The sequence below is a fragment of the Rhizobium sp. Root708 genome, assembly GCF_001429725.1.
Lineage (GTDB): Bacteria > Pseudomonadota > Alphaproteobacteria > Rhizobiales > Rhizobiaceae > Rhizobium.
In genome coordinates this window covers 365,221-391,188 of sequence record NZ_LMHV01000034.1, presented here as the reverse complement: position 1 = coordinate 391,188, position 25,968 = coordinate 365,221, and the positions used below count along the sequence as shown (strand labels likewise).

Below are 25,968 nucleotides of genomic sequence, written 5' to 3'. Positions count from 1 at the left end.
TTAAGGAAGAGTTGGCCTTTGTGCCTTCCGCTGGCATTTCTGCGAAGGCGCTAATGGACGATCGGGTCCTCGCCGCCTGCGATGAGGCGGAGCGCCGTTTCGCCCGGCACGAACAAGATCTGGCTGAGATCGTGGTCGCATTCTTCGGCGGCGAAATGCAGCGCCGCATCTCTGCTGACGAATATTCCGCCGACGCGCCCCTCCCGATCGTTGACGACCCAGCGACCGGCGCTGTTGCTGCCGATCGTGAAACGCGGCAGCGCTTTCGGGCTGGCTGCGGCGAAACGGCGAGCATGATGGTGGAGGGGCATTTCTGTTCCTTTCATGGTGTGGAATGTCGGGGGCGATGCAGTCGCTCAGGATGCCAGAGGGCGAGTTTCCGCAGCGGAGGTGAGTGCGTCGAAGATCGCGGCTCTTTCGTCGGCATCGAGCTCTACCATCGGCAGCCTGACCGTCGCATCGACGTCGAGGAGAAGCCGTAGAGCGTACTTGATCTGCGCCGGTGCCTGATCGCCCAATATCTGCGTCAGAGGATGCAGCCGCCGCTCGAGGGCCAGAGCGCCGGGGATATTGCCCGCGAGGGCGGCATTGTGGAGCGAGTTGAACAATCGCGGGTGGACGTTAGCGCCCGACGAGATGATGCCGCTGCCGTAGCCGCTCAGAAAGGCCAGCGATGTATCGTCTCTGTCGGAGAGGAACAGGAAGCGCTCGCGCAATGCAGGCGAGGGAGGCTCTATTCCATGTCCGATGACGCCGGCGATGGAAGGGATTGCCGCAAGCGCCTCCAATGTCTGAGCCGAAAGGCTGCTTGCCGAGCGCGCCGGATTGTCGTCCACGATAACAGGAATCCCGGTTTCGGCGGCAAGCATCTCGAAATGGTGGAGAATGCCGCGTTGTCCGGGCTTCGAATAGTAGGGGACGGTCACGATCGCCGCCGCCGCGCCGAGGGCTTCGGCCTGTTGAGTGAGCCTTATCGTCTCGAGCGTGCAGTTGGTGCCGGTCGCGGCGAGTACGGGAACGCGGCGGTCGGCAGCTCGGATACAGCATTGAAGGACGGCCGAGCGCTCGAGCATTGAAAGCGTCGGGCCTTCGCCCGTCACCGTGCAGACAGCGAGGCCACCGACGCCTGATAGCACTTGCCTGACGGCGAGCTTTTCAAGCGTGGAAAGGTCGACCGCATCGCTCCGGAATGGTGTTACCAACGCCGTCGTGACGGCACCGAGACGGAGGAGGCTATTCGGTCTCATCGGCGTCAGAACCCGGCCAGGATCACATAGAGCTCTATCGCCGCCAGAACGACGCCGAAGATGACCAGCGCCTGGGCCGTCCGCCTTTCGCGCATTTGCCGTTTCGGCATGCGCCTGTCCGGTCGTGCGACATGCAAGCTCGAAGAAATGAAATCTCTCATGACGTTCACCTCGTGCATCATGAGGCAAAGGCTACCGCCGTCTGTCGTAGGAAATCTATTCAGCTACCCAGCGCGGGAAATAGAAATTGCATAAAGGCTGATGCGGACCGCGCCGCGTCAAAGGATTCGGAGATCAAGGAGTTCCGCCGGTTTTCGGAATCGAAATGTGAACGACTTGAATCAAACTGCGAACGGCGCGCAGACCCTGCCTCGCAGTCTCATCTCCCGTCGCGCGTGAAAAAAAGATTGCGGGCTTGTCGGCAAGGCACCCCGCAGTTCGTCCTTGTAGGGAACGCACAACCGGCATCAACTGCCAGAGATCAAATGGGGGCCCACCGGGGCTAGGAGAACAACATCATGGGTAGGACAATCGCTATTCTGGTCGCACGGCTCATTTTCGCGGCCGTGTTCATCATGGCATCGACGCTGAAATTCTTCGATATGCAGTCGACGGCTGATTTCATCGCGGCTGCCGGCTTTCCGATGTCGCTATTTCTTGCCTGGGTCGCGGCATTCTTCGAGCTTGCACTCGCTTTCGCGCTGCTGACCGGCGCATTTTTCTCGGAGGCTGCGCTCGCCGCCGGCATATACGTTCTGTTTCTGGCCTTCTCGTTCCACGGACCGGGACGGTGGACGGGAAACCAGGCCGAGTTCGGCTTTTTCGTCGATCACTTCACGTTCTTTGCCGGCCTGCTGTTTGCCGCGGTCCATGGCCCGGGCGAAACGCTCGCACTCCGCACGCGGACACCTCTGGCAGCTCGCTGACGCAAGGAGCGGGCTACCCCGACGGCGGCGGGCTTGCCAGTTCCTCCAGCAGGCGCTCGAACGCCGTCGGCTTCAGCGTGGCCGGCGGATTGTAGGGGTCGGAGAACGCGTAGATGAAGAAGAGAATAATGCCGGTAAAGGCGCCGAGAACGGAAAGCAGCAGCAGATTTCGCGCGTCGGGCGGGTAGGGATAGTAGCCGAGCGCCATGAAGATGACGCCGGAGATCGCGGCGAACCAGAAAATCTTGCTGACGGAGTCCGTGCCGCTGTTTTCCCGTTTGTCGCGGGAGTCCGAGATGGCGTGCACATTGGCGAGCATGTGATCGCGGATGCTCTGTTGCCGAACATTGGTTGGGGTCAGATCAAGCACCCGCTGGTAGACATTGTCCCATTTGCTCCATGCGGTGGCGGAAAGCTGCCCCGTGGTCCCCAAGCTGCGCCATTCCTCATCCACGACGATCTGAACGTATTCGAACAGGGCTTGCTGGATCGGAGGCTTCTCGTTGGCGCCGTAGCGTTCCGCATCGAAATAGACGTTGGCGACGGCGTTTGCCTCGGTCACGCTTTCGAACTTCAATTGCTGGTATTCGATCATCTCCTGCGCGAAGACCAGCGCCAGGATGAGCGCGTGGAGGGACGATATGCGCATGACCACCGCGCCGGCCAGTTCCCTGTCTTTTCCGGTCGGATCTGTGCCCATGATAAAGCGCATCAAGAAATAGAAACCCAGCGTGACGACGACCGTCCCGCCGATGAATGCAATGCCGAAGAGGATGACGCTGCCCATGAGGATCTCCCGCTCGCTCGTGGCCAGACTGTATTCGCAGGTGCCTACTTGATCAACGAACGCGACGACGCGTTCCGGTCAACCGTTTGGAGAGGGCGCGCTGCCCGGTGCTAACGGAGAATGCCGTCGAGAGCGGGCATTCCCATGACGGCCGAGGCGCCGATCAATAGATAGCAGATCAGGCGGAAGGTGCTTTCCTTCGCGAGGCCAAACAGCCGGGAGCCACCATAGAGTCCCGCCGCATAGCTTGGCAGGATGACGACCATGAGAGCGAAAACCGCGGGCACGAAAAGGCTGCCGAAATAGTAGCTTACGACGCTGAAGCACGTCGAAATGGCGAAATAGAGCACGACATTCGCGCGCACCCGGGCAAAATCCGTCTTTCCACCGAGCCAATAGGCGACGACAGGCGGGCCGCCCAGTTGCGCTGCGCCGCTGAAGAGCCCGGCGATGAGGCCGGTCATGGAAGTCAGCGGCGCTCGCGGCTCGCCATGATAGCGCCAGCCGGAGACAAGCAGTGCGAGCAGGCAGATCGCAATGGCCGTGATCGCCCAGCGCAGCGTCAGTGGATCCATCAGCGCCAGCGCCGCGGTGCCGGCGGGAACGCCGAGCACGGCGCCTGCGGCCATCGTGAAAACTTCGCGCCGGTTGGCGCTGCGCCAGGCGGGTGGGATCATTCCGAGCGTCGCCAGGCCGTCGATGACAAGCAGGGCGGGCGATATCAGCTTTGGGCCGATGATCGCCCCGCCGAGCGGAATGAAGATCAGAGCCGCACCAAATCCGGAAAAACCGCGTGCCAATCCAGCTATGAAGGCGATGACGATAAGCGCTAGGACGCCGTGATCCGGCAGGGCGGCGGCAAACCACGCGCCTGTGTCGGCCAGCAGCGCATCAAGCGACATCGAGAGGGCTCCGGGATCAGGAGGCGAGCATCAGGTCCATGTTCTGGACAGCTGCACCGGAAGCTCCCTTGCCGAGATTGTCGAGCAGGGCCACGAGGTTGATCTGCGAGGCGCCCGGGGTGCCGAACGCGAAGAGCTTCATCGTGTCCTTGCCGGCGAGTTCGACGGCATCGATACGTGGCAGCTTGCTGCTCTGCTCCAGCGGCACGACAGTCACGATGTCCTGGCCTGCGTAATGGGCGACGAGGGCGGCATGGATGCTTTCGAGCGTCGTGCCTTCGGCCAGATCATCGAGATGCAGTGGTACCTGAACGATCATGCCCTGCGGGAACTTGCCGACGGACGGCGAGAAGATCGGGGCGCGATCGAGCAGACCGTGGATCTTCATCTCGGGAACGTGCTTGTGGTTCAGCGTCAGGCCGTAGAGGAAGTGCGGTGAGGCAATCGCATCGTCGCGACTCTGATCTTCGATCTGCGCGATCATCTGCTTGCCGCCGCCGGTGTAGCCGGAGACCGCATTGACCGTGACGGGATAGCCGTCGGGCAGGATTCCGGCAGCGCGTAGCGGCCGAATGAGGCCGATCGCGCCGGTGGGGTAGCAGCCGGGATTGGCGACGAAGCGCGCCGAGTTGATCTTCTCCGCCTGCTCCTTGTCCATCTCCGCGAAACCGTAAGCCCAGGTCGGGTTGACGCGGAAGGCCGTGGAGGTGTCGATGACGCGCACGTTGTTATTGCCAGAGACCATCTGCACAGCTTCCTTCGAAGCATCGTCGGGCAGGCAGAGGATCGCGATGTCGGCGCTGTTCAGCATATCCTCGCGCATCGCTGCGTTGCGACGTTCGGCTTCCGGGATCGACAGAAGCTCGACATCGCGACGGCCGGCCATGCGCGTGCGGATCTGCAAGCCCGTCGTGCCGTGTTCGCCATCGATGAAGATCTTCGGTGCCATTGTCTTGCTCACACTTTCAATAGGTTAGAAAGAAGTCCGGAATCATTTTGTAAGAGAGATAAGTCAGCCGTGTGACGCGCTTGCGCGGCGTTCGGCATGCAGGCCAAGCATATACATCGCGACAGTCGCCCCCGCAATGGCGGTGATATCGGCGTGGTCATAGGGTGGTGACACCTCGACGACGTCGGCGCCCCGGATATCCAGCTGGTGCAGACGCTGCAGCACGGAGAGGATCTTGGCGCTGGAAGGGCCGCCCGATACCGGCGTACCGGTGCCGGGCGCGAAGGCAGGATCGAGGCAATCGATGTCGAAGGTCAGATAGGACGGCGCCCCTCGGGTATGAGAGATGATCGTCGAGGCGATATCGCCGGCGCTCATATCCTCGAGCTGATGACCATGGAGCATGTGAATGCCGAAATCCTCGGGCGCATGGGTACGGATACCGATCTGGATCGAACGGTCAGGGTCGATGATGCCGTCTCGCGCTGCCCGTGCCACGAAGGAACCGTGGTCGATCCGCTTGTTGTCGTCGAACCAGGTGTCCTGATGCGCGTCGAACTGGACGAGCGCGAGCGGTCCATGCTTGGCGGCATGCGCCTTGAGGATGGGCCAGGTGACGAAATGATCGCCGCCAAGCGTCAGCATGAAGGCGCCGCTGTCGATAATGGTCCGGGCCTGCTGCTCGATCGCCTTGGGCGTCTCGTGGTGATTGCCGTAATCAAGCAGGCAGTCGCCATAGTCGATGACGGCCATTTCGGCGAAGAGGTCGCGGTTGAAGGGATATTGCGGGTCGTTGTCGAAAATCGCCGAGGCGCGGCGTATCGCCTGAGGGCCAAACCGCGTGCCGGGGCGATTTGAGGTCGCCGCATCGAATGGGATGCCCCAGACGACGGCGTCCGCGCCCGTCAGGTCCTTGGTGAACCGGCGCCGCATGAACGACAGCGCGCCGGCAAAGGTCGGGTCGCTGGCAGATGAGGTGAGGCTGGTTGCCGTGAAGGCGTGATCTATGGTCTTCTTTGCCACGAGGGTATCCTGACTTCGATCGAGACAGGCGGACGCGCCCGCTGGCAGAAGGGGTAAGCGACAGGACGATAGAATGCAAGGCGCCCGCAGGATCGCGGAGACAATGATCCTGCCGATGGTTCTGTGCTACTCTACCCGTCGTTGTTGATGCTGAGTGAAACGGTTCTCGGAGGGCTTATGCCGAGCGTGCCTCCCAAGCGACGGCTGGCAGCGATCATGGCGACGGACGTTGTCGGCTACTCCCGGCTTATGGAAAGCGACGAGGAGACGACGCTGGCGCTGGTCAAGGCGATACACAGCGATGTTGTGGAGCCGAACATCGAGCGCAATGGCGGCAGGATCTTCAAGCTGATCGGCGACGGAACCTTGTCGGTGTTCGACTCGGTGACCGGAGCAGTCGAGTGCGCCATCGCGATCCAGGCAGAGTTGACGAACGGAACGGGTGAGGGGACGCGGGCGGCGATCAGGATAGGCATCAACCTTGCCGACGTTCTGGTGGACGGTTCCGACATGTTCGGGGATGGGGTCAACATCGCCTCTCGTATCGAGGCAAACGCTTCGCCGGGCGGCATATGCGTGACCGATGGGGTCTATCATCGCATCGCGACGCGACTTGGTGCCGACTTCGTGGAGGGTGGCGAGAAGCGCCTGAAGAACATCGAGCGGCCAGTCCGCGTCTGGCATTGGCAACCGCGCCGGACTGGCGCCGTTAATGCGGCACGTTCGCCAGTTGACGAAACGCTGTCGTCGCCGAGTGCAGAGAAAGTCCTGGTGAGAGTTGCATTCACCGCGGCACTTTCCGGCGAGCAGGATATCGCGGAGTCGGTAACATCAAGCATCGAACAGTTCCTCTCGGAGCGACGCTGGATCGAGGTTGCTCCGACCTCGGTGGCGGGCGTCGGCATGCGCGCCCACGATTACACTGTCAGCATCGGCGTTCATGAAGCCGGGCCATTCCGGCTGAACGTTAGGTTCGGGGCCACGACGGCCACATCGATCCTGTGGTCTCGGGCTTTCGATCTTCCGGCGGATTGCCAGATAGATGCCATCGAATCCATCGCGGCGGAGATTGTGTCGCTCGTGGTCGACAGGGTACTCCAGGTGTCATCCAAGTCCGTCGCCAGAAAACCCGAGGCATCCTGGTCTGCCTACGAGAATTTTCTCTACGGCAGGATGCTCGATGCCAAACATCTGCTTTTGGAAGCGGAAGGCTTTTTCGCCAGAGCGACGCAACTCGACCCCGAGCTTATAGAAGCCCATACGATGCACGCGATCGCGTTGACGCACAGCTTCAGCATGGAAGGCGCGCCCGAACGTCTGCAACGCGCCGAGGAGATCTCGCGCATCGCATTGCGCCTCGACAACAACGATGCCTTTGCCCACTACGCTGCTGCGCTGGTCCAATTGATGATGCGAAACTATGGGCGCGCGAAGTCCCATTATCGCAAAGCGCGCGACCTCGCGCCAAGCGATGTCGAGATCCGCGCCGATTTCGCCGAACTGTTCCACTACGTCGGTGATCTCGAGACTGCCGACGCCGAAATCGAGGAATGCTTTCGAAGATCGACGCACCCGCCGGTATGGTTCTGGGCGATCAGGGGCATCATCCGGCTTCAACAAGGCCGTGCGGGTGAGGATTTCGAGAATGTGCCGGTGAAGTCATGGCGAACTCTCATCTTGCTTGCTGCCGCGCACGCCTTGCGTGGAGACGACGTACGGCGTGCGCGCTGCGAGGCCGAAGCACGTCGCCTCCAGCCGGCCCTCGGCCCTGAATTTTTGCGGCTCGTATTCCCCTATCAGAGCGACGATGCCCTCGCGAAACTTCTGCGCGCCTTCAAAGCAGCCTAGCTGCCGGTGGCGTTTCACGATCGAAGCACCTCGTTGACTTCGCTCGCTCTGTCGGAGAACCTGCAGCCAGCGATGAGCGAAGGAGCTGATACCCATGTTCGATCACATATCGATCGGCGTAAAGAATATTGAAACGTCGGGAGCGTTCTACGATGCGGCGCTCGGGCCGCTCGGTTACGAGCGGCTGTCCAGTTTTGGCAACACTGTCGGATACGGTGCCGAGAAACCGGGCTTCTGGGTGATGGAGGCCGAACACCCGGTGCCGGCGGACCGGGAATCGGGGTTGCATTTCTGCTTTACGGCGACAAGCGAGGAAGCGGTCAATTCCTTCTATGCCGCCGGCCTTGCCAATGGCGGCGAAGACAATGGTCCCCCGGGCATCCGCCCCGAATACAGCCAATTCTACTACGCGGCCTTCGTGATCGATCCCGACGGCTACAGGCTCGAAGCCTTCTTCCGCAAGCCTGAATAAAAAAGGCCGGGCAGAGCCCGGCCTTCGTATTTCGGTAGTTCGAAGCGATTAGCGCTTGGAGAACTGGAACGAACGGCGAGCCTTGGCCTTACCGTACTTCTTACGTTCAACAACGCGGCTGTCGCGGGTCAGGAAGCCACCCTTCTTCAGGACCGAGCGCAGGCCCGGTTCGAAGTAGGTGAGTGCCTTGGAAACACCGTGGCGAACGGCACCGGCCTGGCCGGAAAGACCGCCGCCTGCAACCGTTGCGATGATGTCGAACTGGCCGTCACGGGCAGCAGCAACGATCGGCTGACGCAGAATCATCTGCAGAACCGGACGTGCGAAGTATTCCGTGAATTCCTTGCCGTTGATGACGATCTTGCCGGAGCCCGGCTTGACCCATACACGAGCAACAGCGTTCTTGCGCTTGCCGGTCGCGTAGGAACGGCCAAGCGAGTCGACCTTACGGACGTGAACCGGAGCCGAAGCTTCGGTAGCCGTGCCGAGATCCTTCAGGGAGGAGAGGTCAGCCATTCTTAGGCGCTCCTTACGTTCTTCTTGTTCAGCGAGGCCACGTCGAGAGCGACAGGCTGCTGTGCTTCATGAGGATGGTTGGAACCAGCGTAAACGCGGAGGTTCTTCATCTGGCGACGACCGAGCGGGCCACGCGGAACCATGCGCTCAACAGCCTTCTCGAGAACGCGCTCCGGGAAGCGGCCTTCGATGATCTGGCGAGCAGTACGCTCCTTGATGCCGCCGGCAAAACCGGTGTGCCAGTAGTAAACCTTGTCGGAATACTTCTTGCCGGTGAATACGACCTTGTCGGCATTGATGACGATGACGTTGTCGCCGTCGTCAACGTGGGGCGTGAAGGTTGCTTTGTGCTTGCCGCGCAGACGCATAGCGATGACGGAAGCGAGACGACCAACGACAAGCCCTTCGGCGTCGATGATGACCCACTTCTTCTCCACCTCTGCAGGCTTCTGGGAGAAAGTTGCCATAGTAGTTACTCTCTTTTGGATCCCTTGTACCCGAAGGTGAAAGGGCGTTTCTTGTTGCTTGGTTTGGACGTCCGGAGACGCACCAAAAAGAAAGCAGCCCCGGAAGGCTGCATTTCTGGGGGTGTGTATAAAGGCAAACATATACCCGGTCAATAATATGAGATTACCGCATCGTAAAAATATAGAAGAAAAATCAATTGCTTAGCGGTGTGGTATTTTGATACCTCACATTTCGCGCGGTGGAATGGAGTAAGTCGCGGTTGCATGGGCGATCAGCTCCTCCCCATTCTCCTGGAAAATCGATGCCTCGATGACCGCCAGCCGCTTGCCGAGCTTGAGGATTTTGCAGGTGCAGGTCGTTGGCCGAAGCTTCGGCAGCCGCAGGAAATTGATGTTGAGACTGGTGGTAACCGCGAGTGCAACGGGCCCGATATGCGCGAGCACCGCCGCATAGGCCGTTACGTCAGCCAGGGTGAAAAGGGCAGGCCCCGATACGGTGCCGCCGGGACGCAGGTGCCGCTCGTTTGGATCGAACCGCATCGAGACGCTGCCGGGTTGAATCGTGCTAACGCTAAATACCCGCCCGCCCGTGTGGATTTGAGGGAAATCCGTATCCAGAAAACGGTGGAGCTCGTCGATCGTCATGACCGGCTGCATGAGTTTGCCTCGAAATTGCTTGTCGCCTGTGGCAGAACAATTAGCACGAAAAGGCAATGCAGGGAGTTAGACCATGGCCGAAGTCGTATCCTTTCGGAAAGACCCGAGCAAGGCGGGCGAGGGCGCGCTTGTCATCCCGCAATTGGTCGATGGCGTCCTGCGGCTGACGATCAGCAATCCGCCTGCCAACGCCCTCTCGATTGCGGTCATGGAAACGCTGATAGGCGAGCTGCAGAGCGCTGCCGATGACGCCGCCGTCCGCGCCATCATCATTGCATCGACCGGCAATGTCTTTTCCGCTGGCCACGACCTCAAGGAACTGACCGCGCATCGCGCCGACGAGGACGGCGGCGAAGCGTTCTTCGAGGAAACCTTCGCGCTGGCTGCCGACCTCATGCTCGAGATCACCCGCCTGCCGAAGCCCGTCATTGCCGAGATCGACGGTCTTGCCACCGCCGCCGGCTGCCAGCTTGTCGCCTCCTGTGATCTTGCGATCTGTACCGATACGGCAACCTTCTGCACGCCGGGCGTCAATATCGGCCTGTTCTGCTCGACGCCGATGGTGGCTGTCTCGCGGGCGGCGCATCGCAAGCAGGCAATGGAAATGCTGCTGACCGGCGAGACGATCGATGCCTCGACCGCGAAGGATTTCGGGCTCGTCAACCGCATCGTGCCGAAACAGTACCTAACACAGGTCGTCACCAAATACGCATCCGTGATCGCAAGCAAATCGCCTCTGACGCTGAAGCTCGGCAAGGAAGCGTTTTATCGCCAGCTCGAAATGCCGGTCGAGGAAGCCTACAGCTATGCGGCGCAGGTGATGGTCGACAATATGCTGACGGCCGATGCCGAAGAGGGGATCGGGGCATTCCTGTCCAAGCGCACGCCGCAATGGACGGGCGAATAGCTCAGGCGAGCTTCAGGATGAGGCCGCCAAGCGCGATGATTGCACCGGCGAGGTAACGCCATGGGCTGGCCTTTTCCTTCAGCACGATGACGGAAATCAGCAGCGCAAACAGGATGGACGTTTCGCGAAGGGCAGCGACCGTTGCGACTGGTGCTTTCGTCATGGCCCAGAGCGCGAGGCCGTAGGAGGCAATCGATCCGCTACCGCCGATCAGACCGCGCCACCAATTGTAGCGGACGTGCACGGCAACAGCCACCGCGCCGCGCTTCGAGACGGCCCAGGTCAGAAGCAGGATAGGAGGCAGCAGCGACATCCACAGCGTATAGGATATCGCGTTGCCGGATATCCGCGCCCCGATACCATCGACATAAGTATAGGTCGCGATGACACAGGCGTTGGCGAGCGCCAGACGGATCGCGTGCCCGCTGCCACGTCTTGCCTCGAGCGCCAGCGTGAGGATGCCCGCGCAGATCGTGGCGGTGCCGAGCATCGCGCCGGGCGACAGGCTCTCGTTCAGGATGAAGCCGCTTGTCGCGGCGACCAGCAGCGGCGCGCAGCCCCTCATGATCGGATAGACCAGGCCGATGTCGCCTGCCCGATAGGCGCCGGCGACCAGCTGAAAATAGATGAACTGAAGGATCGCCGAGGCGCCGATGTAAGGCCAGGCAGAGGCCTCGGGCAGCGGCAGGAAAAACAGGAAGGGCAGGGCCGTAACCGCACCGCCCGCCGAGATGAGGCTGGCATCAAGCGACTTGTCCGTGCCCGCTTTGATGAGAGCGTTCCATATTGCGTGCAGCAGCGCGCCTAGAAGAACCAGCAGGATGACTGTGAGCGACAAGAAAGACTACCGAGCGGTGTATTGACGGAGGGATCCGGAGCCTTTGTTACGCCGTCAAAATGAAAATGCCAACATGGCTTTGCGTGATACCGTCCCGACCCCGACCAGCGGCGAAAGAGCGCGCAATCATAGATTGTCTAGTAGCGGCGCTGCCACGATGTACGTACCCCAACTGCGTTCAATCGATTCGCCTCATTCAACTATGAGGTGTTTCTAACATATGCGGGAACATATGGTGTCCATATACAGGGTATACATAGAACGATGATCCCGTTGCCTCTCGCAATTTTTAGGCGTGATGCGTGTATGACACACGTTGTCACAATTCGCCCGTTTCGACACGCCGGAGAAGTTGTGTTTCAGCAAGCGGAACGAGAGTGGCGTAGATGCCTTGCGATCGCCTTAGAGAGAATTATCCGGAACAAGAATCATCCCGTCCAGGTTGTCGATATTTTGACAATTCAGAACCCGGCAGCTCGGGTTGTCTTTCGTCGGAATGCGCGTCCATTCCGCATATTTGTTGCCGTCGCAGAAGCGGCTGTTGCGGACGTAGCGGTCGTAGAGCGCCATGCCGGGAACACGCTTGGACGGGTAGCGGAAAATCACCGCACCCTCGTTATGGATGGCCGCGCGAGCGCTCTGGCAGGTCATGCTCTGCGAGTTGTATCGGGAGATTGCCATGGCGGGCGACGCTATCAATGCAAAGGAAAGCAAAAGGGCCGTCTTTTTCATGAGATCCTCCTGTGGCTTGGCACTACCTATATACGATAAAAGCGAGGCGCCGGTTTCAAAAATCGGCGCGGAAATCATGGCTTGGCGGCAAAGGGGCACATATGAATCACGACCAATATGATGACGACTATATCATTGATATCCTGCGCTCGGTGACGACGATCGCGCTGACGGGCGCCTCGCCGAACCCGGCCCGTCCCAGCAACGGTGTCATGGCGTTCCTGCTGGCGCGGGGCTACCAGGTCATCCCCGTCAATCCCGGCCAGGCCGGCAAGCTGATCCATGGGCAGTTGGTCTACGCCCGGCTTGTCGATATCCCCACCGCGGTCGATATGGTCGATGTCTTCAGGGCGTCGGAATACCTGCCGGAGGTCGTGGAGGAGACGCTGCGGATGGAGCCCCGCCCCAAGGTCATCTGGTTGCAGCTTGGCGTTCGTGATGACGCTGCCGCGCAGGCTGCCGAGGCCGGCGGATTGAAGGTCGTCATGAATCGCTGCCCCGCAATCGAGTATCCGCGCCTGATCGTCTGATGGGACGTTTTTTTCTTTAAACCCGCCTCGGTTGAAATAGATTGGCGATTACCTTTTACGGCGTGTCGGCTATGCTCCGCCGCGTCAGATTGCAAAAAAGGGAGGAATTTTCATGAGTAATAATGATCCTGGATTTAATACGTTGGCCGTCCATGCCGGCGCCAAGCCGGACCCTGCGACCGGCGCACGCGCGACGCCGATCTATCAGACCACCGCTTACGTCTTCAACGATGCGGATCACGCCGCCGCTCTCTTCGGATTGCAGCAGTTCGGTAACATCTACACGCGCATCATGAACCCCACGCAGGCCGTTCTGGAAGAACGCGTCGCGGCTCTCGAAGGTGGCACGGCGGCGCTGGCCGTCGCCTCCGGCCATGCTGCACAGATGATCGTGTTTCATACGATCCTGCGGCCGGGTGAGAATTTCGTAGCGGCGAAGCGTCTCTATGGCGGTTCGATCAATCAGTTCGGCCACGCTTTCGATAACTTCGGCTGGCAGGTCCGTTGGGCCGATCCGGCGGATCCACAGAGCTTTGAGTCACAGATCGACGACAAGACGCGCGCCATCTTCATCGAAAGCCTCGCCAATCCGGGTGGCACCTTCGTCGACATCGCGGCGATCGCGGAAGTGGCGCACAAGCACGGACTGCCGCTGATCGTCGACAACACGATGGCAAGCCCATACCTCATCCGCCCGATCGAGCATGGCGCCGACATCGTCGTTCACTCGCTGACCAAGTTCCTCGGCGGCCATGGCAACTCGATGGGCGGCATCATCGTCGATGGCGGCACGTTCGACTGGTCGAAGTCCGGCAACTATCCGATGCTGTCGAGCCCGCGGCCGGAGTACAACGGCGTCGTTCTCCACTCGACCTTCGGCAACTTCGCCTTCGCGATCGCCTGCCGCGTCCTCGGGCTGCGCGACCTCGGTCCTGCGATCTCGCCCTTCAATGCCTTCCTGATCCTCACGGGGATCGAGACGCTGCCACTGCGCATGCAGCGCCACAGCGAGAACGCCGCTGCCGTGGCGAAATGGCTGAAAGCCCACAGCAAGGTCGCATGGGTCAACTATGCCGGTCTCGAGGACGACCCGAACCATGCACTGCAGAAGCGCTATTCGCCGAAGGGAGCGGGCTCCGTCTTCACGTTCGGCGTCAAGGGCGGCTACGAAGCGGGCAAGACACTCGTCGAAGGGCTGCAGCTATTCTCGCACCTCGCCAACATCGGTGACACGCGATCGCTGATCATCCATCCGGCATCGACGACCCACCGGCAGCTGACCGACGAACAGAAGATCGCCGCCGGCGCCGGCCCCGATGTGGTCCGCCTCTCTATCGGTATTGAGGATGTGAAAGATATCATCGCCGACCTCGAACAGGCGCTCGCAAAGGCTTGATGGCCCTTCGCAACGTAGCTGTTGGAAAATGACGATAGGATCAGCACCCGGTTTGAATACAGTCGGGTGCTGATTTCCGTTTCTGCCGGCGAAAGATCGGTAATCGGAAAGTGCGCCGCCTACGGCATTTCGGCGACTAGTTCCCTATCGTTCATCCGCAGAATAGGGAGGTTCAGCTTTGCTGTTTGATCATCTTTCAGCCGTGCGACCTCGTCTAGAAATCTCGGAATGTCGTCGAAGCCGATCTCACACAGATTCTTGGGGTGATAGCTCCACCATTCACTTTCCAGCAGTTTCGCTATCGTCTCTTCGTCGAAACGATAGCGAATGACTTTTGCCGGATTTCCGCCGACGATTGCGAAAGGCGGTACGTCCTTTGTCACCATGCTGTTGGCGGCAACGACCGAGCCGGTGCCAAGGTGTATGCCCATCTGCAATGTGCAATCCCTTCCGATCCAGACGTCGTGTCCCAGGGTGGGATAAGGTTTGCCGCCGTGGATATCCCAGCCGTACTTGGCCACCTGTTCAGGGTTGGTGAAATCGCGACAAAGGACGCTTTTGCCGCGAAACGTGATGATCGACGTCGTCACAAGGTTGAGCGGATGATAGCTGTCCAAGAAGGTCAGGCCTGATGATATCGAGCAATAGCGTCCGATCTTCATCGGTTCGGGCAACGGAGAATAGGAGTACGAAAGCAGTCCGATGGATGTTAGGCCGCAGTAGTGGACGCCTCCAGTGCTCGGGACATAGGGTCCTCCGTAAAGGCCCGAATATGGCTCGATCATAATTTCATTTTTGAGGCTTAGATGTTGTTCTGCGAGAAGCCAGCCATAGCCGATCGGATTGGGCGGACCCGAGTTCACCTTAAACAGGAGCCGAAATTCCCACATTAGATTGAGATCGGATGCCTTTAATTTCATGCTTCTTAAAATCCGCGAACGATGGCCGAGCCTAGAATCGCTTTCTATCACACAAGCATAACGATCACAGCGCTCCTCGCCCCGAGCGGGCGAAACCAACATCTGTCATTGACCTGGGATCGAGCCAGCGACACGTCATCCTCGGCGGGAATTTGCAACGAGTGGGCTGGACCTATTCTCCGGGGGATGCAATCTCTCGGGAGGTTTCAGGAACAGTGGCAGAGTTTGCCGCGAAGGAATTTGAGAGGGCCGATGGCCACGTTCATCAACTTTGAAAACAACAGCGTCGAACCGGAGTTCGGCGCTCCAGCCGCCGACCGGATCATTTCAGGTGATCCGCAGTTCCGGACATGGAATTTCGACGAAGCCGATGGCGGTATCTATTCCGGCATATGGGAAGCGACGCCGGGAAAGTGGCGCATCGTCTATGACGAGTGGGAGTACTTCAATGTCCTGTCCGGTTATTCGATCGTGACGGAGGAGGGTGGAGAACCCGTCCATCTGCGCGAAGGCGACAGGATGATCTTGAAGCCTGGCTTCAAGGGAACCTGGGAAGTCATTGAGACGACTCGCAAAGACTACGTCATTCGCGTTTGATCGGACTAGCCCTGGAGAATGCAGGTGTCCCTATTTGGTGACGTCGCCCTTCGCGTGGGTGAAGGCCTCCGCGAAATCGCCCGACGAAATCAGGTTCATCGTCTGTCGCAAGGCATCGGCAGCTTCCTTGCCGAAGGCACGATCGAACCGGCCCTGTGCATCCCGCCACAGGAGCTGGGCGTCCGCCCACTTCGCCTCTCCTGATTCGGTCAACCGTACGCGCTTTACGCGCCGGTCCTTCTCGTCGGGTACCAACTCGACCATGCCATCCCGCAAGAGTGGCTTCAGCGTGTGTCCGAGCGCGGAAAGATCCATCACCATCGCCTCGGCGAGCGTCTTCAGGGGTGTCGCGCCGCCGAGCTTGATCTGCGTGAGGAGCGCATACTGAGTCGCCCTCAGCCCGCTCGGCGCCATGATCTCCTCATAGAGTTGGCCAAGCTGGCGGGAGGCGCGTTTCAGGGCGCTGTTGTTGCAGTAGTCCCAGCTGCCTGGTGCTTCGGTCTTGTCGTTCATGATCGATCTCCGGTTTCGATGTCTTCCGATCATTGACGGTCAGTCAATCCTCTCAGCTCGAAAATTTCTCGTGCCACCTCTTGCGTCGGCGGCACGGCTATACAAATATAGTGGCATATGCCAGTAAAATCAAAATTGGAAAGGAATGTCGTCATGTCTGGTTTCAATCCTGGGACTGCTATCGTTACCGGTGCCTCCTCGGGGATCGGCGCCGCTTACGCCGATCGCCTGGCGAAGCGCCGCTACAATCTCCTTCTTGTCGCCCGCGACGGTGAGCGCCTCTCGGCCCTGGCGAAGCGCCTGAAGGCCGAGCAGGGCGTTGATGTGGAAGTGCTGGTGGCGGACCTGACGAACCGGGCTGATGTTCGCGTCGTCGAACAACGCCTGCGTGACGACGCGGCGATCTCGCTGCTGGTCAACAATGCCGGCGTTGGCCCGAAGGGCAAGATGCTTGATGACGATGCCGACTACCTGGAAAACATGATCGAGCTCAATGTCGTCGCGGTAAACCGCCTTGCTGTCGCGGCAGCGCAGGCGTTTTCCAAGCGGGGCAGGGGCGCCATCGTGAATATCGCGTCGGTCGTGGCATTTATACCGGAGCGGTTTAACGCCACCTACAGCGCGACAAAGGCGTTCGTGCTCAACCTCACCCAGGGCATTCATGCCGAGGTAGCTGAGGCCGGCGTCAAGGTGCAGGCCGTGCTGCCCGGCCTGACGCGGACCGAGATATTCGAACGCGCAGGGGTCGCCAGCGACAAGTTTCCGCCCTCGATGGTGATGGACGTGAACGATATGGTGGATGCCGCCCTGGCAGGCTTCGACAAGGATGAACTGATCACGATCCCGTCGCTGCCGAATGACGGCGATCTGGCGCAACTGACGACAGCGCGCCTGGCGCTTGGCCCCAATCTCTCGCACAGAAAGCCGGCAGCGCGCTACGGCGTCAACGCTGGCTGAGCGTTTATCGCCAAAACGGCGTCTTCTTCCGTCGCAATGATCCATGTCAAAGCGCGGCCCTGCAACGTCGCATAGATTGGTCGTGTGAGGGGGCGGCGGCGGTCGACCCTCGCGCTGGTAAGTCACTTCCCCGCTCCGCCACCCCGCGGAGCGGGCTTTTTAATCCTTGTTACCGGCAGGTTCGAAATCGCTCCTGACGATGCCGTGCCTTTGCAGCTTGTCGTAGAAGGTCTTGCGCGGGATGCCGAGGGCCGCGATCGTTCGCCTGACATCGCCCTCGTTTCTGTCGAGCGCTTGGCGGATCACGCTCGCTTCATACCGGTCCAGTTGATCGGGCAGCGGCAGGTCGTCCGCGGTCTCGGTACGCTTGCTTTCCTTTGAAGCGGACGGCTGTTCGACGCCGAGTACGAAGCGCTCTGCGAAATGGGAGAGTTCGCGAACGTTGCCGGGCCAGTCATGGCTCGATAGATGCTGATGGGTGCCGGCGCTCATCGTTGGAACCTCTCGCTTGAAGCGCTTGGCCGCCCGTTCCGCGAAATATCCGAAGAGCAACGGAATATCGTCCCGCCTGTCTCGCAATGGCGGAATCGAGATGGTCACGACATTCAGCCGATAATACAGGTCTTCCCGAAAATCGCCGCGCTGGCCGGGATCGCCCAAATCGACCTTGGCGGCCGCAACCACCCTGAGGTCGACCGGCCGAATCTCGTTGGTGCCCAGCGGCGTCACCTCGCGCATTTCCAGCACTCTCAGCATCTGAACCTGCGTCGACAGCGCCATGCTCTCGATCTCGTCGAGAAAGAGCGTGCCGCCGCTCGCATGCTCGATACGACCAACGCGCTTCTTCTGCGCTCCGGTGAAGGCACCCGGCTCGTGCCCGAACAGTTCGCTTTCGATGACCGTCTCGGGCAGCGCGCCGCAGTTGAGCGCCACGAAGTTGCCCGAAGCGCGGCGGCTCCATTGATGCAGAAGACTGGCGACGACTTCCTTGCCGCTCCCGGTTTCGCCGGTCACGAGCACGTCGACATCGGTGTCCGCGATCTGTCGCAACGTGCGACGCAGACGTTCCATCGCCGGTGTCTGGCCGATCAGGGGGAGATCGTCGCGCGCCTCTTCGCCGGCCCGGCGCAGTGCGCGATTTTCCATGACGAGCCGCCGTTTTTCAACAGCGCGCCGGACGCTCTGGACGAGCCGGTCTGCCGCGAAAGGCTTGGTGATGAAATCATAGACACCGTCCTGGATGGCCTTCACGGCCATCGGAATGTCGCCATGGCCCGTAATGAGGATCACGGGCAGGTCGATGTCAAGTTTGCGCACACGGTCGAAAAGCTGCAGCCCATCGATCTGCGGCATGCGAATATCCGACACGATCACGCCGGGAAAATCCGGCGTCAGGTTGGAAAGAGCCTCGCCCGCGGTGGAAAATGCGGAAACCGCAAAGCCGGCAAGTTCCAACGTCTGGCTTGTGGCGCGCAGGAGATCCCTGTCGTCATCGATGAGAAAGATGGCGGCCGGTGCATCGGTCATGTCTTTGCCTTGGGAAGTTGTACGGTGAAACAGGTCCCGGCGGTGCTGCTCGTGACGTCGATCTGCCCTCCGTAGTCGGCGACGATGTCCTTCGAGATCACCAGCCCGAGCCCCAGTCCCTTTTCCTTGGAAGTGTTGAACGGCGTAAACAGCGACCGCAGGATCGCGTCCGATATGCCGGGCCCGTTGTCGGCTACGTGTATGGTCACGGTATCGATCGTGTCTGTCACCAAAACCTCGACCTTTGCATGGGCCATGCCTTCCAGCGCCTCGAGAGCATTCTGGAAAAGATTGATCAGCACTTGCTCCAGCCGGACGCGATTGCCCATGACCTTCACGTCGGCGGGCGGAAGGCGAATATCCAGCGCATCCAGCCGGCCCGCGAACCTGCTTCGCAACAGCACGACTGCGCCCTCGATGATGCTGCGCAAATCCACCGGCTCGGGAGCGGCACGTCCCTTCCGGCCGAACGCCTTGAGTTCCTCGGTGATCGTTCCGATGCGTTCCGTCAGCGACGCGATAGCGCCGAGGTTTTCCTCGACGGGCCGTATTTGCTGCCTGTCGAGAAAGACGCGGGCGTTGTCGGCATAGGCGCGTATCGTGGCGACCGGTTGATTGATCTCATGCGCGACACCTGCCGCAACCTGACCGAGGATCGCGAGGCGGTTCGCCTGGACGAGTTCCTGCTGAACGACCTGCAACTGCGTCTCCGTCTGCTTGTGATCTGAGATTTCGGCCTGAAGGCGATCACGCGCGCGGCTGAGATCCTCGGTTCGCGCGACCACGCGGCGCTCGAGTTCTTCGCGCATCGACTGCTCCGCCGCGATCCTGGCCGCGGCGACATGACGGCGCCGGATGAGAAAGGCGACGATCGCCAGGATCGGAACGAGGGCCGCAAGCACCAGAAGGCGAACTTCGCGAACGGAGGCGGCAACCGCTGCTTCGGTCGGCACGAGGTATTCGAGCCGCCATGGCGTCGTCGGAACGGCGGTCTGCAGGCGCAGATATTCCGCTTCACCGCCACCGGGCAACACGGCGGCGACGAGCGACGCTTCGGGATCAATTATCTTCGGGCGCATGATCGGCAGCGGCGTTAGCGGAGCATCGCCGAATTGCAGGCTGGCGCGGATGGCGGCGAGGTCCTTTTCAGGCACCGGTTCCGCGGTCATGAAGCGCCATGAAGGAATGCTGGTGATCAACACGACGCCCTGGTCGTCGGTCACGTAGACGGGGCGCCGCGCGTCTCTCCAGTCGGCCTCCAGGCGGTCGAATTCGAGCTTAACCACGACCACGCCGAGCGGTGCCGCGGCACTGCCGACGCGCCTCGCGATATAAAGACCCGGGCGCTTGCTGACGCTGCCGAGGGCGAAATGCTCCGCCGTCTCCTCTGTCATCGCGCGCTGGAAGTAGGCGCGAAACGTATAGTCGTTGCCGACGAAGCTGAGCGGTTCACGCCAGTTGCTCGAGGAGATGGCGATGCCGTCCTTGCCGATGACATAGAGCACAGCTGCCTGTGTACCGGTCACCAGGCGTTCCAGCTTCCGGTTAAGGATATCGACGGCGCTGCTGCGGGGCGAGAGCAGGGCGTCTACGACCTGCTGATCCTCGGCGAGCAGTAGAGGCAAGGCCCTCGGCCGCTCCATGACAGCTGTCAGGAGGGCGACTTTCAGATTGGCGTCCGTACGGCTCTGGCTTTCCAGCGCCTCGATCGACGAGCGTCTGGCGTAGGAGCCGGCGGCCATAAACGCCGCAGCCAGGAGGATCACCACGATCGCCGCGAATATGGTCCATCCCCGCCGACTGTTTTCAGCGGTGCTTCGGGTTACTTCGCCGGTCTGAGCCATCCTGTCGAGCATCATCGATCATGTGCGCAATTTCGCACTTCCGTCAAATGGATTTGTGCGAAAATCCGCTCATTTCGTCGCTGCCGAAGCAAACGGTTCGAGAAATACGCATAGATATCAACCCCATAGATGGCGTTGAATGTTCTGGCACGGATGTTGCGAAGCACGGGCTGCAGCTTCCTGGCTGCATTTCGACTAACGCATTCGCCCCGGGAGGCCGGTCTGGTTTGGGGCTCGATGGAGGACATGATGGACATCGCACTCCCCGCCACCCCAGCGCGTGGCAAACTACCCTTTTATCGGCACCTCTACGTGCAGGTTCTGGCGGCGATCGCGGCCGGCATCCTGCTCGGCCACTTCTATCCCGAGATCGGAACGGCGCTGAAGCCGCTCGGCGACGCCTTCATCAAGCTGGTGAAGATGATTATCGCGCCGGTCATCTTTCTCACGGTAGCCACCGGTATCGCCGGCATGTCCGATCTGCAGAAGGTTGGTCGCGTTGCCGGCAAGGCCATGATCTATTTCCTGGTGTTCTCGACACTGGCGCTGGCCGTCGGCCTCGTCGTGGCGAATGTCGTCCAGCCTGGCGCCGGCATGCACATCGATCCCGCGACGCTCGACGCCAAGGCTGTCGCGAGCTTCGCCGAGAAGGCACACGACACGACCATCACCGGCTTCCTGATGAACATCATCCCCAACACTATCGTCGGCGCTTTTGCTGATGGGGATATTCTTCAGGTCCTGTTCTTCTCGGTCCTGTTCGGCATAGCCCTGGCAATGGTCGGCGATCGCGGCCGTCCAGTGGTGGATTTCCTGCAGGCATTGACGTCTCCGGTCTTCAAGCTGGTCGCCGTGTTGATGAAAGCTGCCCCGATCGGTGCATTCGGCGCCATGGCCTTCACCATCGGCAAGTATGGCATCGGCTCGATCGCCAATCTCGCCATGCTGATCGGCACATTCTACCTGACGTCTCTGATCTTCGTGCTGGTCGTGCTCGGTGCTGTCGCCCGGTATAACGGCTTCTCGATCCTTTCCCTGATCCGCTACATCAAGGAAGAGTTGCTGCTGGTGCTCGGCACCTCGTCCTCGGAAGCAGCGCTTCCGGGCCTGATGGCCAAGATGGAACGTGCCGGCTGCAAGCGCTCGGTCGTCGGCCTCGTCATTCCGACCGGCTACTCGTTCAACCTCGACGGCACGAACATCTACATGACGCTCGCAGCCCTGTTCATTGCCCAGGCAACGGACACGCCGCTGTCGCTGGCAGATCAGATCCTGCTTCTCGCGGTTGCCATGCTGAGCTCCAAGGGCGCTGCCGGGATCACCGGTGCCGGTTTCATCACCCTTGCCGCTACGCTGTCGGTTGTCCCCTCCGTTCCAGTCGCAGGCATGGCGCTCATTCTCGGCATCGATCGGTTCATGTCCGAATGCCGGGCTCTGACGAACTTCGTCGGCAATGCCGTTGCAACGGTTGTCGTCGCGCGTTGGGAAAATGAGCTTGATCAGGAGCAGTTTGCAGCGGCAATGGCCGGTCAACTGCCGTCCGAGCAGGAATTGCCTGTGCCCGCTCTGCAGGCCGCTGAATAAGTCATAAAAAAGGACGCCGCATGCACGGCGTCCGCTTTGTCTGAATTCAAGATCCGCGCTTCCAGAAGAAGCGCGGATTTTTTGTTACCAGCGAAGGTCGAGCCGGTCCAAACCGTGGAAGTGGTAGACGTCCTTGATCGCGGGCGTTCCGGCGAGCTTCAGGCCCGGCAGCCGCTCGAACAGGATCGGAAGCACGACATTGAGTTCCAGGCGTGCCAACGGCGCGCCGATGCAGAAATGGATGCCTGCGCCGAAAGACAGATTGGCGGCTTCGTTGCGAGCAGGCTTGAACACCAGCGGATCGCTGAATTTAGCGGGATCGAGGTTGGCGGCGGCCAGGATCAGGCTGACCTTATCACCACGCTTGAAGGAGATGCCGTCGACTTCCACGTCCTCCAGCGCCCACCGCTGGAAGATGTGAACCGGCGCGCAGATGCGTAGCGTCTCTTCGATCGTCCGCTCCGTCGTCGCCTCGTCCTTGAAAAGCTCTGCGGGGTCGCAGCCGTTCTCCAGGATCACCCGCACCGAATTGCCGATCTGGTGGACGGTTGCCTCGTGTCCGGCGTTCAGCAGCACGATCGTCGTCGACACGAGCTCGTCTTCGGTCAGATACTGCCCCTTGTGCTCCGTATGGATCATGTGGGTCAGCAGGTCGTCACGCGGGTTGGCGCGGCGTTCCGCAATCATGCCCTTGACGTAATCCGAAAATTCCTTCGAGGCCTTGTCGGCGCCGTCCTCGTCTTCTCGCGTGCGGCCGAAGAGGTACATGCGGATATAGGCGTGCGACCACTTGAGGAGCTGCGGCCCCATCTCCTCCGGAATACCGATCATGCGTGCGATCATCGTCACCGGGATGATGTCGGCGAAGGCGGAGAGCAGCTCGACCTCGCCCTTCTTCTCGAAATCGTCGATCAACCTGGTGGCGAGTTCGGTAAGCTCCGGCTTCATCTTCTCGACATGGCGGGAAACGAAGGCCCGGTTGACGAGCGTACGCAGGCGCGTGTGTTCGGGCGGCTCGAGCTCGAGCAGCGAATAGCGCTCGGCGAGGTCGAAATTCGCGACGTGCTGGTCCGGCTCCGGAAGCCCAAGTTCCTCACGCGAGGCAATATGCAGGATCTGGCGGCCGAAACGACGCTCTCTCAGGAGCGCGTTCACATGGTCATAGCCTGTGAAGAACCACTGCTTCTGCTGCTCCCAGTAGAAGGTGGGACAATGGGCGTGCAGCGCCGCATAGGCGGCGTTGGGATTGTTGTAAAATTCCGGGTTGCTGGCGTCCAGCGAGACGTGCCGGGTAGCGGTGTCTATGGAGAGAAACGAGGGTATCATCATGCCCTCCGGCTTAGCGGATTTGTCGCAAGCCGGAAAGCCGCATAAGCACGCGCGTCCGGTTCAACCTTTCTCGACGATCGAAGCGGTGCCTAGCGAGCCAGCGATCCGACGCGGCGCAGTGCATGAATCTGGTCGTCGAGTGTCGGCACGAGTTCGCCGCTGCGCTCGTCCGGCGCCGCAGGCGGGGGAGCAGCGGCCTCGGCCTCGCCGAAGATCACGGTGCAGTTACGGCCGGCCGCCTTGGCCGCATAAAGCGCCCGGTCAGCTGCCGAGACCAGCTTGTCCATGTTGGCTTCGATTGGCGATGAGAGCGCAACGCCGGTACTGACAGTCGCTGAAACGAGCGAATCGCCGGTGTTGATCGGCGCGCGGCAGAGTTCCGCCCTGATCGATTCGGCAAGTGCTTCGGCTTCCGTCTGGTCGGCCACGCTGACGAAGGCCGCAAATTCCTCGCCGCCCATTCGTCCGAACGCGCCGGCTGGCGTGTATTGGCGAGCCATCCGGGCAAAAACGCTGAGGACGACATCGCCAGCGTGATGTCCGAACCGGTCGTTGATCCGCTTGAAGTTGTCGAGGTCGAAGAGCAGGACGGCGACCTGGCGTGCTTCGTCATGCGCCTTGATCTGAATAGTCGCGAACTGCGCGAACAGACCGCGGCGGTTTAGAACCCCGGTCAAAGTGTCGGTAACACTGAGAAGCCGGAGTTGCCGTTCCGACCGTTCCATGATGACACGGCAGGTCAAGGCACAGGCCAAGGTCAGCGGGAAGGCTGTTCCGACGGCGGCGATCCCTGCGTAGTTGGCGGCTTGCGCAACTGTCGGGGACGTCAGCGCGATAGTGAGCGCGGCCCCGAAGCACACGCAACTCTGAAACAGGAAGATGACCGCCAGCTTCGCGCGACTTGGCTCGACGCGCATGCCCGGCGAGATGACGGCCATCGCCAGGCCGGTGGCTCCGGTGGCCGAGGCGAGATTATAGAGAATGACGCGGTTGGCGTAATCGTCGTTGACCCAGGGAAGGAAGACCCCGGACAGCCAGACGAGGGGCGGCAAAGCGACCCACCATTCCATTTTTCGTTTGTCGAGCGCCAGATAGCCGGCAATCCAGGCGCTTTGGCCGATCAGCGCGACGGCATTGCCGACTTCGATCGAAAGGAAGCTGGGGATATGTCCACGCAGCGCGAACATCGCAAATCCGACCGCGCTCATCAGGAATCCGAAAGTCCAGTACAGGTAGGTCTTGTTGCGGACGTCATGGCGCCAGGCCGAGAACGCCACCAAGGCAAGCGTTATCGCCTCGGAGCACCAGATCGTCAGTCCCGTTGTAACGCTGAACACGGCAATACCCCTTCGTTGCCAGCATAATTCCCAGAAGAGATTGGCGAGTTGCTTAACCGGCGCCCGTCCGTCAGGGGTTGCCGACACATATCTGCCGATAGGCTTTCTGTCCGGTAAACGCGGGACGGGTTTGCGGAGGATTCAGTATTCCTTCATCTTGCTGGAGAGAAAAACTGTGGGGGTAGGAATTGTCAGGTCGCGATTAACGCGCGTTTCGAACAATAGGCGATAGACGAGACCACATCGTTCGCTAACCCGCCCGCCTCTTAACGTTATACCCATGCGTGTCTTGAAGAGGAGGGTAGGGAAGCTCTATGTAGGGATAAGGCATTTTCTTTGATTCCCGGCGTCGGGCCGGCAAGACGTTGACAAAGGACGCACATGAGAAACCCAGTCGATACCGCTATGGCCCTCGTGCCGATGGTTGTGGAACAGACCAATCGCGGTGAACGCTCCTATGATATCTACTCGCGCCTGCTCAAGGAACGCATCATCTTCCTGACGGGTCCGGTCGAAGATCATATGGCGACGCTCGTTTGCGCCCAGCTCCTCTTCCTGGAAGCCGAGAACCCGAAAAAGGAAATCGCGCTCTACATCAATTCTCCAGGTGGCGTGGTCACCGCCGGCATGGCGATCTACGATACGATGCAGTTCATCAGGCCCGCCGTATCGACGCTCTGCATCGGTCAGGCCGCATCGATGGGTTCGCTGCTCCTGGCTGCCGGCCACAAGGATATGCGCTTCGCGACCCCGAACTCCCGCATCATGGTTCACCAGCCCTCGGGCGGTTTCCAGGGTCAGGCATCGGACATCGAACGCCACGCCCGCGACATCCTGAAGATGAAGCGCCGCCTCAACGAGGTTTACGTGAAGCACACCGGCCGCACCTACGAGGAAGTCGAAAAGACGCTCGACCGCGACCACTTCATGGATGCGGAAGAAGCGCAGAGCTGGGGTGTGATCGACAAGGTCCTGACGTCGCGTGCCGAAATGGAAGGCGATGCGGCCTAGTAAGAAGTAGGGATGGTGTTTTATCCGCCACAGTTCTATCTCATTTGTGATCGAACAAGGGAAGAAACCCTGTGGCGGGTGCGGCAATCTCAAGTATTAATGCTATGTTGAATTTTTATGACATAGCATCGGCATTCAAAGGGGAAATCGTT

General features: G+C 60.3%; 27 protein-coding genes. 10 read left to right on the top strand and 17 right to left on the bottom strand.

Annotated elements, in window-relative coordinates; all coding sequences use genetic code 11:
* Positions 1 to 50: 50 nt before the first annotated feature.
* Both ASE04_RS18935 and ASE04_RS18930 read right to left on the bottom strand, forming a co-directional pair.
* A complete protein-coding gene (locus ASE04_RS18935) occupies positions 51 to 311 on the bottom strand; it encodes a hypothetical protein (protein WP_056820320.1) in 261 nt (86 codons plus the stop codon).
* A 45-nt stretch (positions 312 to 356) separates the two neighbouring features.
* Positions 357 to 1,247 carry a dihydrodipicolinate synthase family protein gene (locus tag ASE04_RS18930; RefSeq protein ID WP_056820317.1) on the bottom strand — a complete coding sequence of 297 codons (891 nt, stop codon included), beginning with the start codon at positions 1,245 to 1,247 and terminating at the stop codon, positions 357 to 359.
* A gap of 518 nt (positions 1,248 to 1,765) precedes the next feature.
* On the opposite strand from ASE04_RS18930, the gene ASE04_RS18925 reads away from it, so the two are divergent.
* Positions 1,766 to 2,173 carry a DoxX family protein gene (locus ASE04_RS18925; RefSeq protein ID WP_056820314.1) on the top strand — a complete coding sequence of 136 codons (408 nt, stop codon included), beginning with the start codon at positions 1,766 to 1,768 and terminating at the stop codon, positions 2,171 to 2,173.
* Positions 2,174 to 2,186: 13 nt separating this feature from the next.
* Here the strand turns inward: ASE04_RS18925 and ASE04_RS18920 are convergent, their stop codons facing one another.
* From ASE04_RS18920 to speB, 4 genes are all read right to left on the bottom strand, one after another.
* Positions 2,187 to 2,960: a bestrophin-like domain gene (locus ASE04_RS18920; RefSeq protein WP_056820312.1), complete on the bottom strand. Its 774-nt coding sequence runs from the start codon at positions 2,958 to 2,960 to the stop codon at positions 2,187 to 2,189.
* A gap of 110 nt (positions 2,961 to 3,070) precedes the next feature.
* Positions 3,071 to 3,862 (bottom strand): sulfite exporter TauE/SafE family protein, encoded by a 792-nt coding sequence (locus ASE04_RS18915; RefSeq protein WP_056820309.1) that lies wholly within the window; start codon positions 3,860 to 3,862, stop codon positions 3,071 to 3,073.
* Between the two features lie 16 nt (positions 3,863 to 3,878).
* A complete protein-coding gene (argC, locus tag ASE04_RS18910; protein ID WP_056820306.1) occupies positions 3,879 to 4,811 on the bottom strand; it encodes an N-acetyl-gamma-glutamyl-phosphate reductase in 933 nt (310 codons plus the stop codon).
* Positions 4,812 to 4,874: 63 nt separating this feature from the next.
* The gene (speB, locus tag ASE04_RS18905) at positions 4,875 to 5,834 is read right to left on the bottom strand and encodes an agmatinase (RefSeq protein WP_056820303.1); all 960 of its coding nucleotides are present in this window, start codon (positions 5,832 to 5,834) and stop codon (positions 4,875 to 4,877) included.
* 177 nt (positions 5,835 to 6,011) lie between these two features.
* Here speB and ASE04_RS18900 point away from each other — a divergent pair, with 177 nt between their 5' ends.
* Positions 6,012 to 7,682, top strand: a complete 1,671-nt coding sequence (locus ASE04_RS18900; RefSeq protein WP_056820300.1) for an adenylate/guanylate cyclase domain-containing protein — start codon at positions 6,012 to 6,014, stop codon at positions 7,680 to 7,682.
* A 94-nt stretch (positions 7,683 to 7,776) separates the two neighbouring features.
* Positions 7,777 to 8,154 carry a VOC family protein gene (locus tag ASE04_RS18895; RefSeq protein WP_056820297.1) on the top strand — a complete coding sequence of 126 codons (378 nt, stop codon included), beginning with the start codon at positions 7,777 to 7,779 and terminating at the stop codon, positions 8,152 to 8,154.
* Between the two features lie 48 nt (positions 8,155 to 8,202).
* Here the strand turns inward: ASE04_RS18895 and rpsI are convergent, their stop codons facing one another.
* The 3 genes from rpsI to ASE04_RS18880 form a co-directional block, all read right to left on the bottom strand.
* Entirely contained in the window at positions 8,203 to 8,670 is a 468-nt protein-coding gene (rpsI, locus tag ASE04_RS18890; RefSeq protein WP_056820294.1) for a 30S ribosomal protein S9, read from the bottom strand.
* A gap of 2 nt (positions 8,671 to 8,672) precedes the next feature.
* A complete protein-coding gene (rplM, locus tag ASE04_RS18885) occupies positions 8,673 to 9,137 on the bottom strand; it encodes a 50S ribosomal protein L13 (RefSeq protein ID WP_056820292.1) in 465 nt (154 codons plus the stop codon).
* Between the two features lie 225 nt (positions 9,138 to 9,362).
* On the bottom strand, positions 9,363 to 9,794 hold the full coding sequence (locus ASE04_RS18880) for a PaaI family thioesterase (RefSeq protein WP_056820289.1): 432 nt from the start codon (positions 9,792 to 9,794) through the stop codon (positions 9,363 to 9,365).
* A 73-nt stretch (positions 9,795 to 9,867) separates the two neighbouring features.
* Here ASE04_RS18880 and ASE04_RS18875 point away from each other — a divergent pair, with 73 nt between their 5' ends.
* A complete protein-coding gene (locus ASE04_RS18875; protein WP_056820288.1) occupies positions 9,868 to 10,701 on the top strand; it encodes an enoyl-CoA hydratase in 834 nt (277 codons plus the stop codon).
* Between the two features lies 1 nt (position 10,702).
* Here ASE04_RS18875 and ASE04_RS18870 read toward each other — a convergent pair whose 3' ends face one another.
* Together ASE04_RS18870 and ASE04_RS18865 are read right to left on the bottom strand one after the other, a co-directional pair.
* Positions 10,703 to 11,539, bottom strand: coding sequence for a DMT family transporter (locus ASE04_RS18870; protein ID WP_056820285.1), 837 nt, complete (start codon positions 11,537 to 11,539; stop codon positions 10,703 to 10,705).
* A 402-nt stretch (positions 11,540 to 11,941) separates the two neighbouring features.
* Positions 11,942 to 12,271, bottom strand: coding sequence for a hypothetical protein (locus tag ASE04_RS18865; protein WP_056820282.1), 330 nt, complete (start codon positions 12,269 to 12,271; stop codon positions 11,942 to 11,944).
* A 101-nt stretch (positions 12,272 to 12,372) separates the two neighbouring features.
* Between ASE04_RS18865 and ASE04_RS18860 the strand changes: the two genes are divergently transcribed.
* Positions 12,373 to 12,801 carry a CoA-binding protein gene (locus ASE04_RS18860; protein ID WP_056820279.1) on the top strand — a complete coding sequence of 143 codons (429 nt, stop codon included), beginning with the start codon at positions 12,373 to 12,375 and terminating at the stop codon, positions 12,799 to 12,801.
* Between the two features lie 112 nt (positions 12,802 to 12,913).
* Positions 12,914 to 14,197, top strand: coding sequence for an O-acetylhomoserine aminocarboxypropyltransferase (locus ASE04_RS18855; protein ID WP_056820276.1), 1,284 nt, complete (start codon positions 12,914 to 12,916; stop codon positions 14,195 to 14,197).
* Positions 14,198 to 14,316: 119 nt separating this feature from the next.
* On the opposite strand, the gene ASE04_RS18850 is transcribed toward ASE04_RS18855, so the two are convergent.
* A complete protein-coding gene (locus tag ASE04_RS18850; RefSeq protein ID WP_156408833.1) occupies positions 14,317 to 15,117 on the bottom strand; it encodes a CatB-related O-acetyltransferase in 801 nt (266 codons plus the stop codon).
* Between the two features lie 252 nt (positions 15,118 to 15,369).
* Here ASE04_RS18850 and ASE04_RS18845 point away from each other — a divergent pair, with 252 nt between their 5' ends.
* Complete coding sequence (locus tag ASE04_RS18845; protein ID WP_056820270.1) at positions 15,370 to 15,714, top strand: cupin domain-containing protein; 345 nt, start codon at positions 15,370 to 15,372, stop codon at positions 15,712 to 15,714.
* A 30-nt stretch (positions 15,715 to 15,744) separates the two neighbouring features.
* Here the strand turns inward: ASE04_RS18845 and ASE04_RS18840 are convergent, their stop codons facing one another.
* The gene (locus ASE04_RS18840; RefSeq protein WP_056820267.1) at positions 15,745 to 16,227 is read right to left on the bottom strand and encodes a MarR family winged helix-turn-helix transcriptional regulator; all 483 of its coding nucleotides are present in this window, start codon (positions 16,225 to 16,227) and stop codon (positions 15,745 to 15,747) included.
* A gap of 153 nt (positions 16,228 to 16,380) precedes the next feature.
* On the opposite strand from ASE04_RS18840, the gene ASE04_RS18835 reads away from it, so the two are divergent.
* On the top strand, positions 16,381 to 17,184 hold the full coding sequence (locus tag ASE04_RS18835; protein ID WP_056820264.1) for an SDR family NAD(P)-dependent oxidoreductase: 804 nt from the start codon (positions 16,381 to 16,383) through the stop codon (positions 17,182 to 17,184).
* Between the two features lie 159 nt (positions 17,185 to 17,343).
* Here the strand turns inward: ASE04_RS18835 and ASE04_RS18830 are convergent, their stop codons facing one another.
* Both ASE04_RS18830 and ASE04_RS18825 read right to left on the bottom strand, forming a co-directional pair.
* The gene (locus tag ASE04_RS18830; protein ID WP_056820263.1) at positions 17,344 to 18,711 is read right to left on the bottom strand and encodes a sigma-54-dependent transcriptional regulator; all 1,368 of its coding nucleotides are present in this window, start codon (positions 18,709 to 18,711) and stop codon (positions 17,344 to 17,346) included.
* Positions 18,708 to 20,567 carry a sensor histidine kinase gene (locus ASE04_RS18825; protein WP_056820475.1) on the bottom strand — a complete coding sequence of 620 codons (1,860 nt, stop codon included), beginning with the start codon at positions 20,565 to 20,567 and terminating at the stop codon, positions 18,708 to 18,710. Before ASE04_RS18825 ends, ASE04_RS18830 begins: the two co-directional genes overlap by 4 nt.
* 237 nt (positions 20,568 to 20,804) lie before the next feature.
* Between ASE04_RS18825 and ASE04_RS18820 the strand changes: the two genes are divergently transcribed.
* Positions 20,805 to 22,139, top strand: coding sequence for a dicarboxylate/amino acid:cation symporter (locus tag ASE04_RS18820; protein WP_056820259.1), 1,335 nt, complete (start codon positions 20,805 to 20,807; stop codon positions 22,137 to 22,139).
* An 84-nt stretch (positions 22,140 to 22,223) separates the two neighbouring features.
* Here the strand turns inward: ASE04_RS18820 and ASE04_RS18815 are convergent, their stop codons facing one another.
* Positions 22,224 to 23,468, bottom strand: coding sequence for a cytochrome P450 (locus ASE04_RS18815; protein WP_056820256.1), 1,245 nt, complete (start codon positions 23,466 to 23,468; stop codon positions 22,224 to 22,226).
* Between the two features lie 89 nt (positions 23,469 to 23,557).
* Positions 23,558 to 24,805: a sensor domain-containing diguanylate cyclase gene (locus tag ASE04_RS18810; RefSeq protein WP_200960738.1), complete on the bottom strand. Its 1,248-nt coding sequence runs from the start codon at positions 24,803 to 24,805 to the stop codon at positions 23,558 to 23,560.
* 381 nt (positions 24,806 to 25,186) lie between these two features.
* On the opposite strand from ASE04_RS18810, the gene clpP reads away from it, so the two are divergent.
* The gene (clpP, locus tag ASE04_RS18805) at positions 25,187 to 25,816 is read left to right on the top strand and encodes an ATP-dependent Clp endopeptidase proteolytic subunit ClpP (protein WP_056820255.1); all 630 of its coding nucleotides are present in this window, start codon (positions 25,187 to 25,189) and stop codon (positions 25,814 to 25,816) included.
* Positions 25,817 to 25,968: the final 152 nt, after the last annotated feature.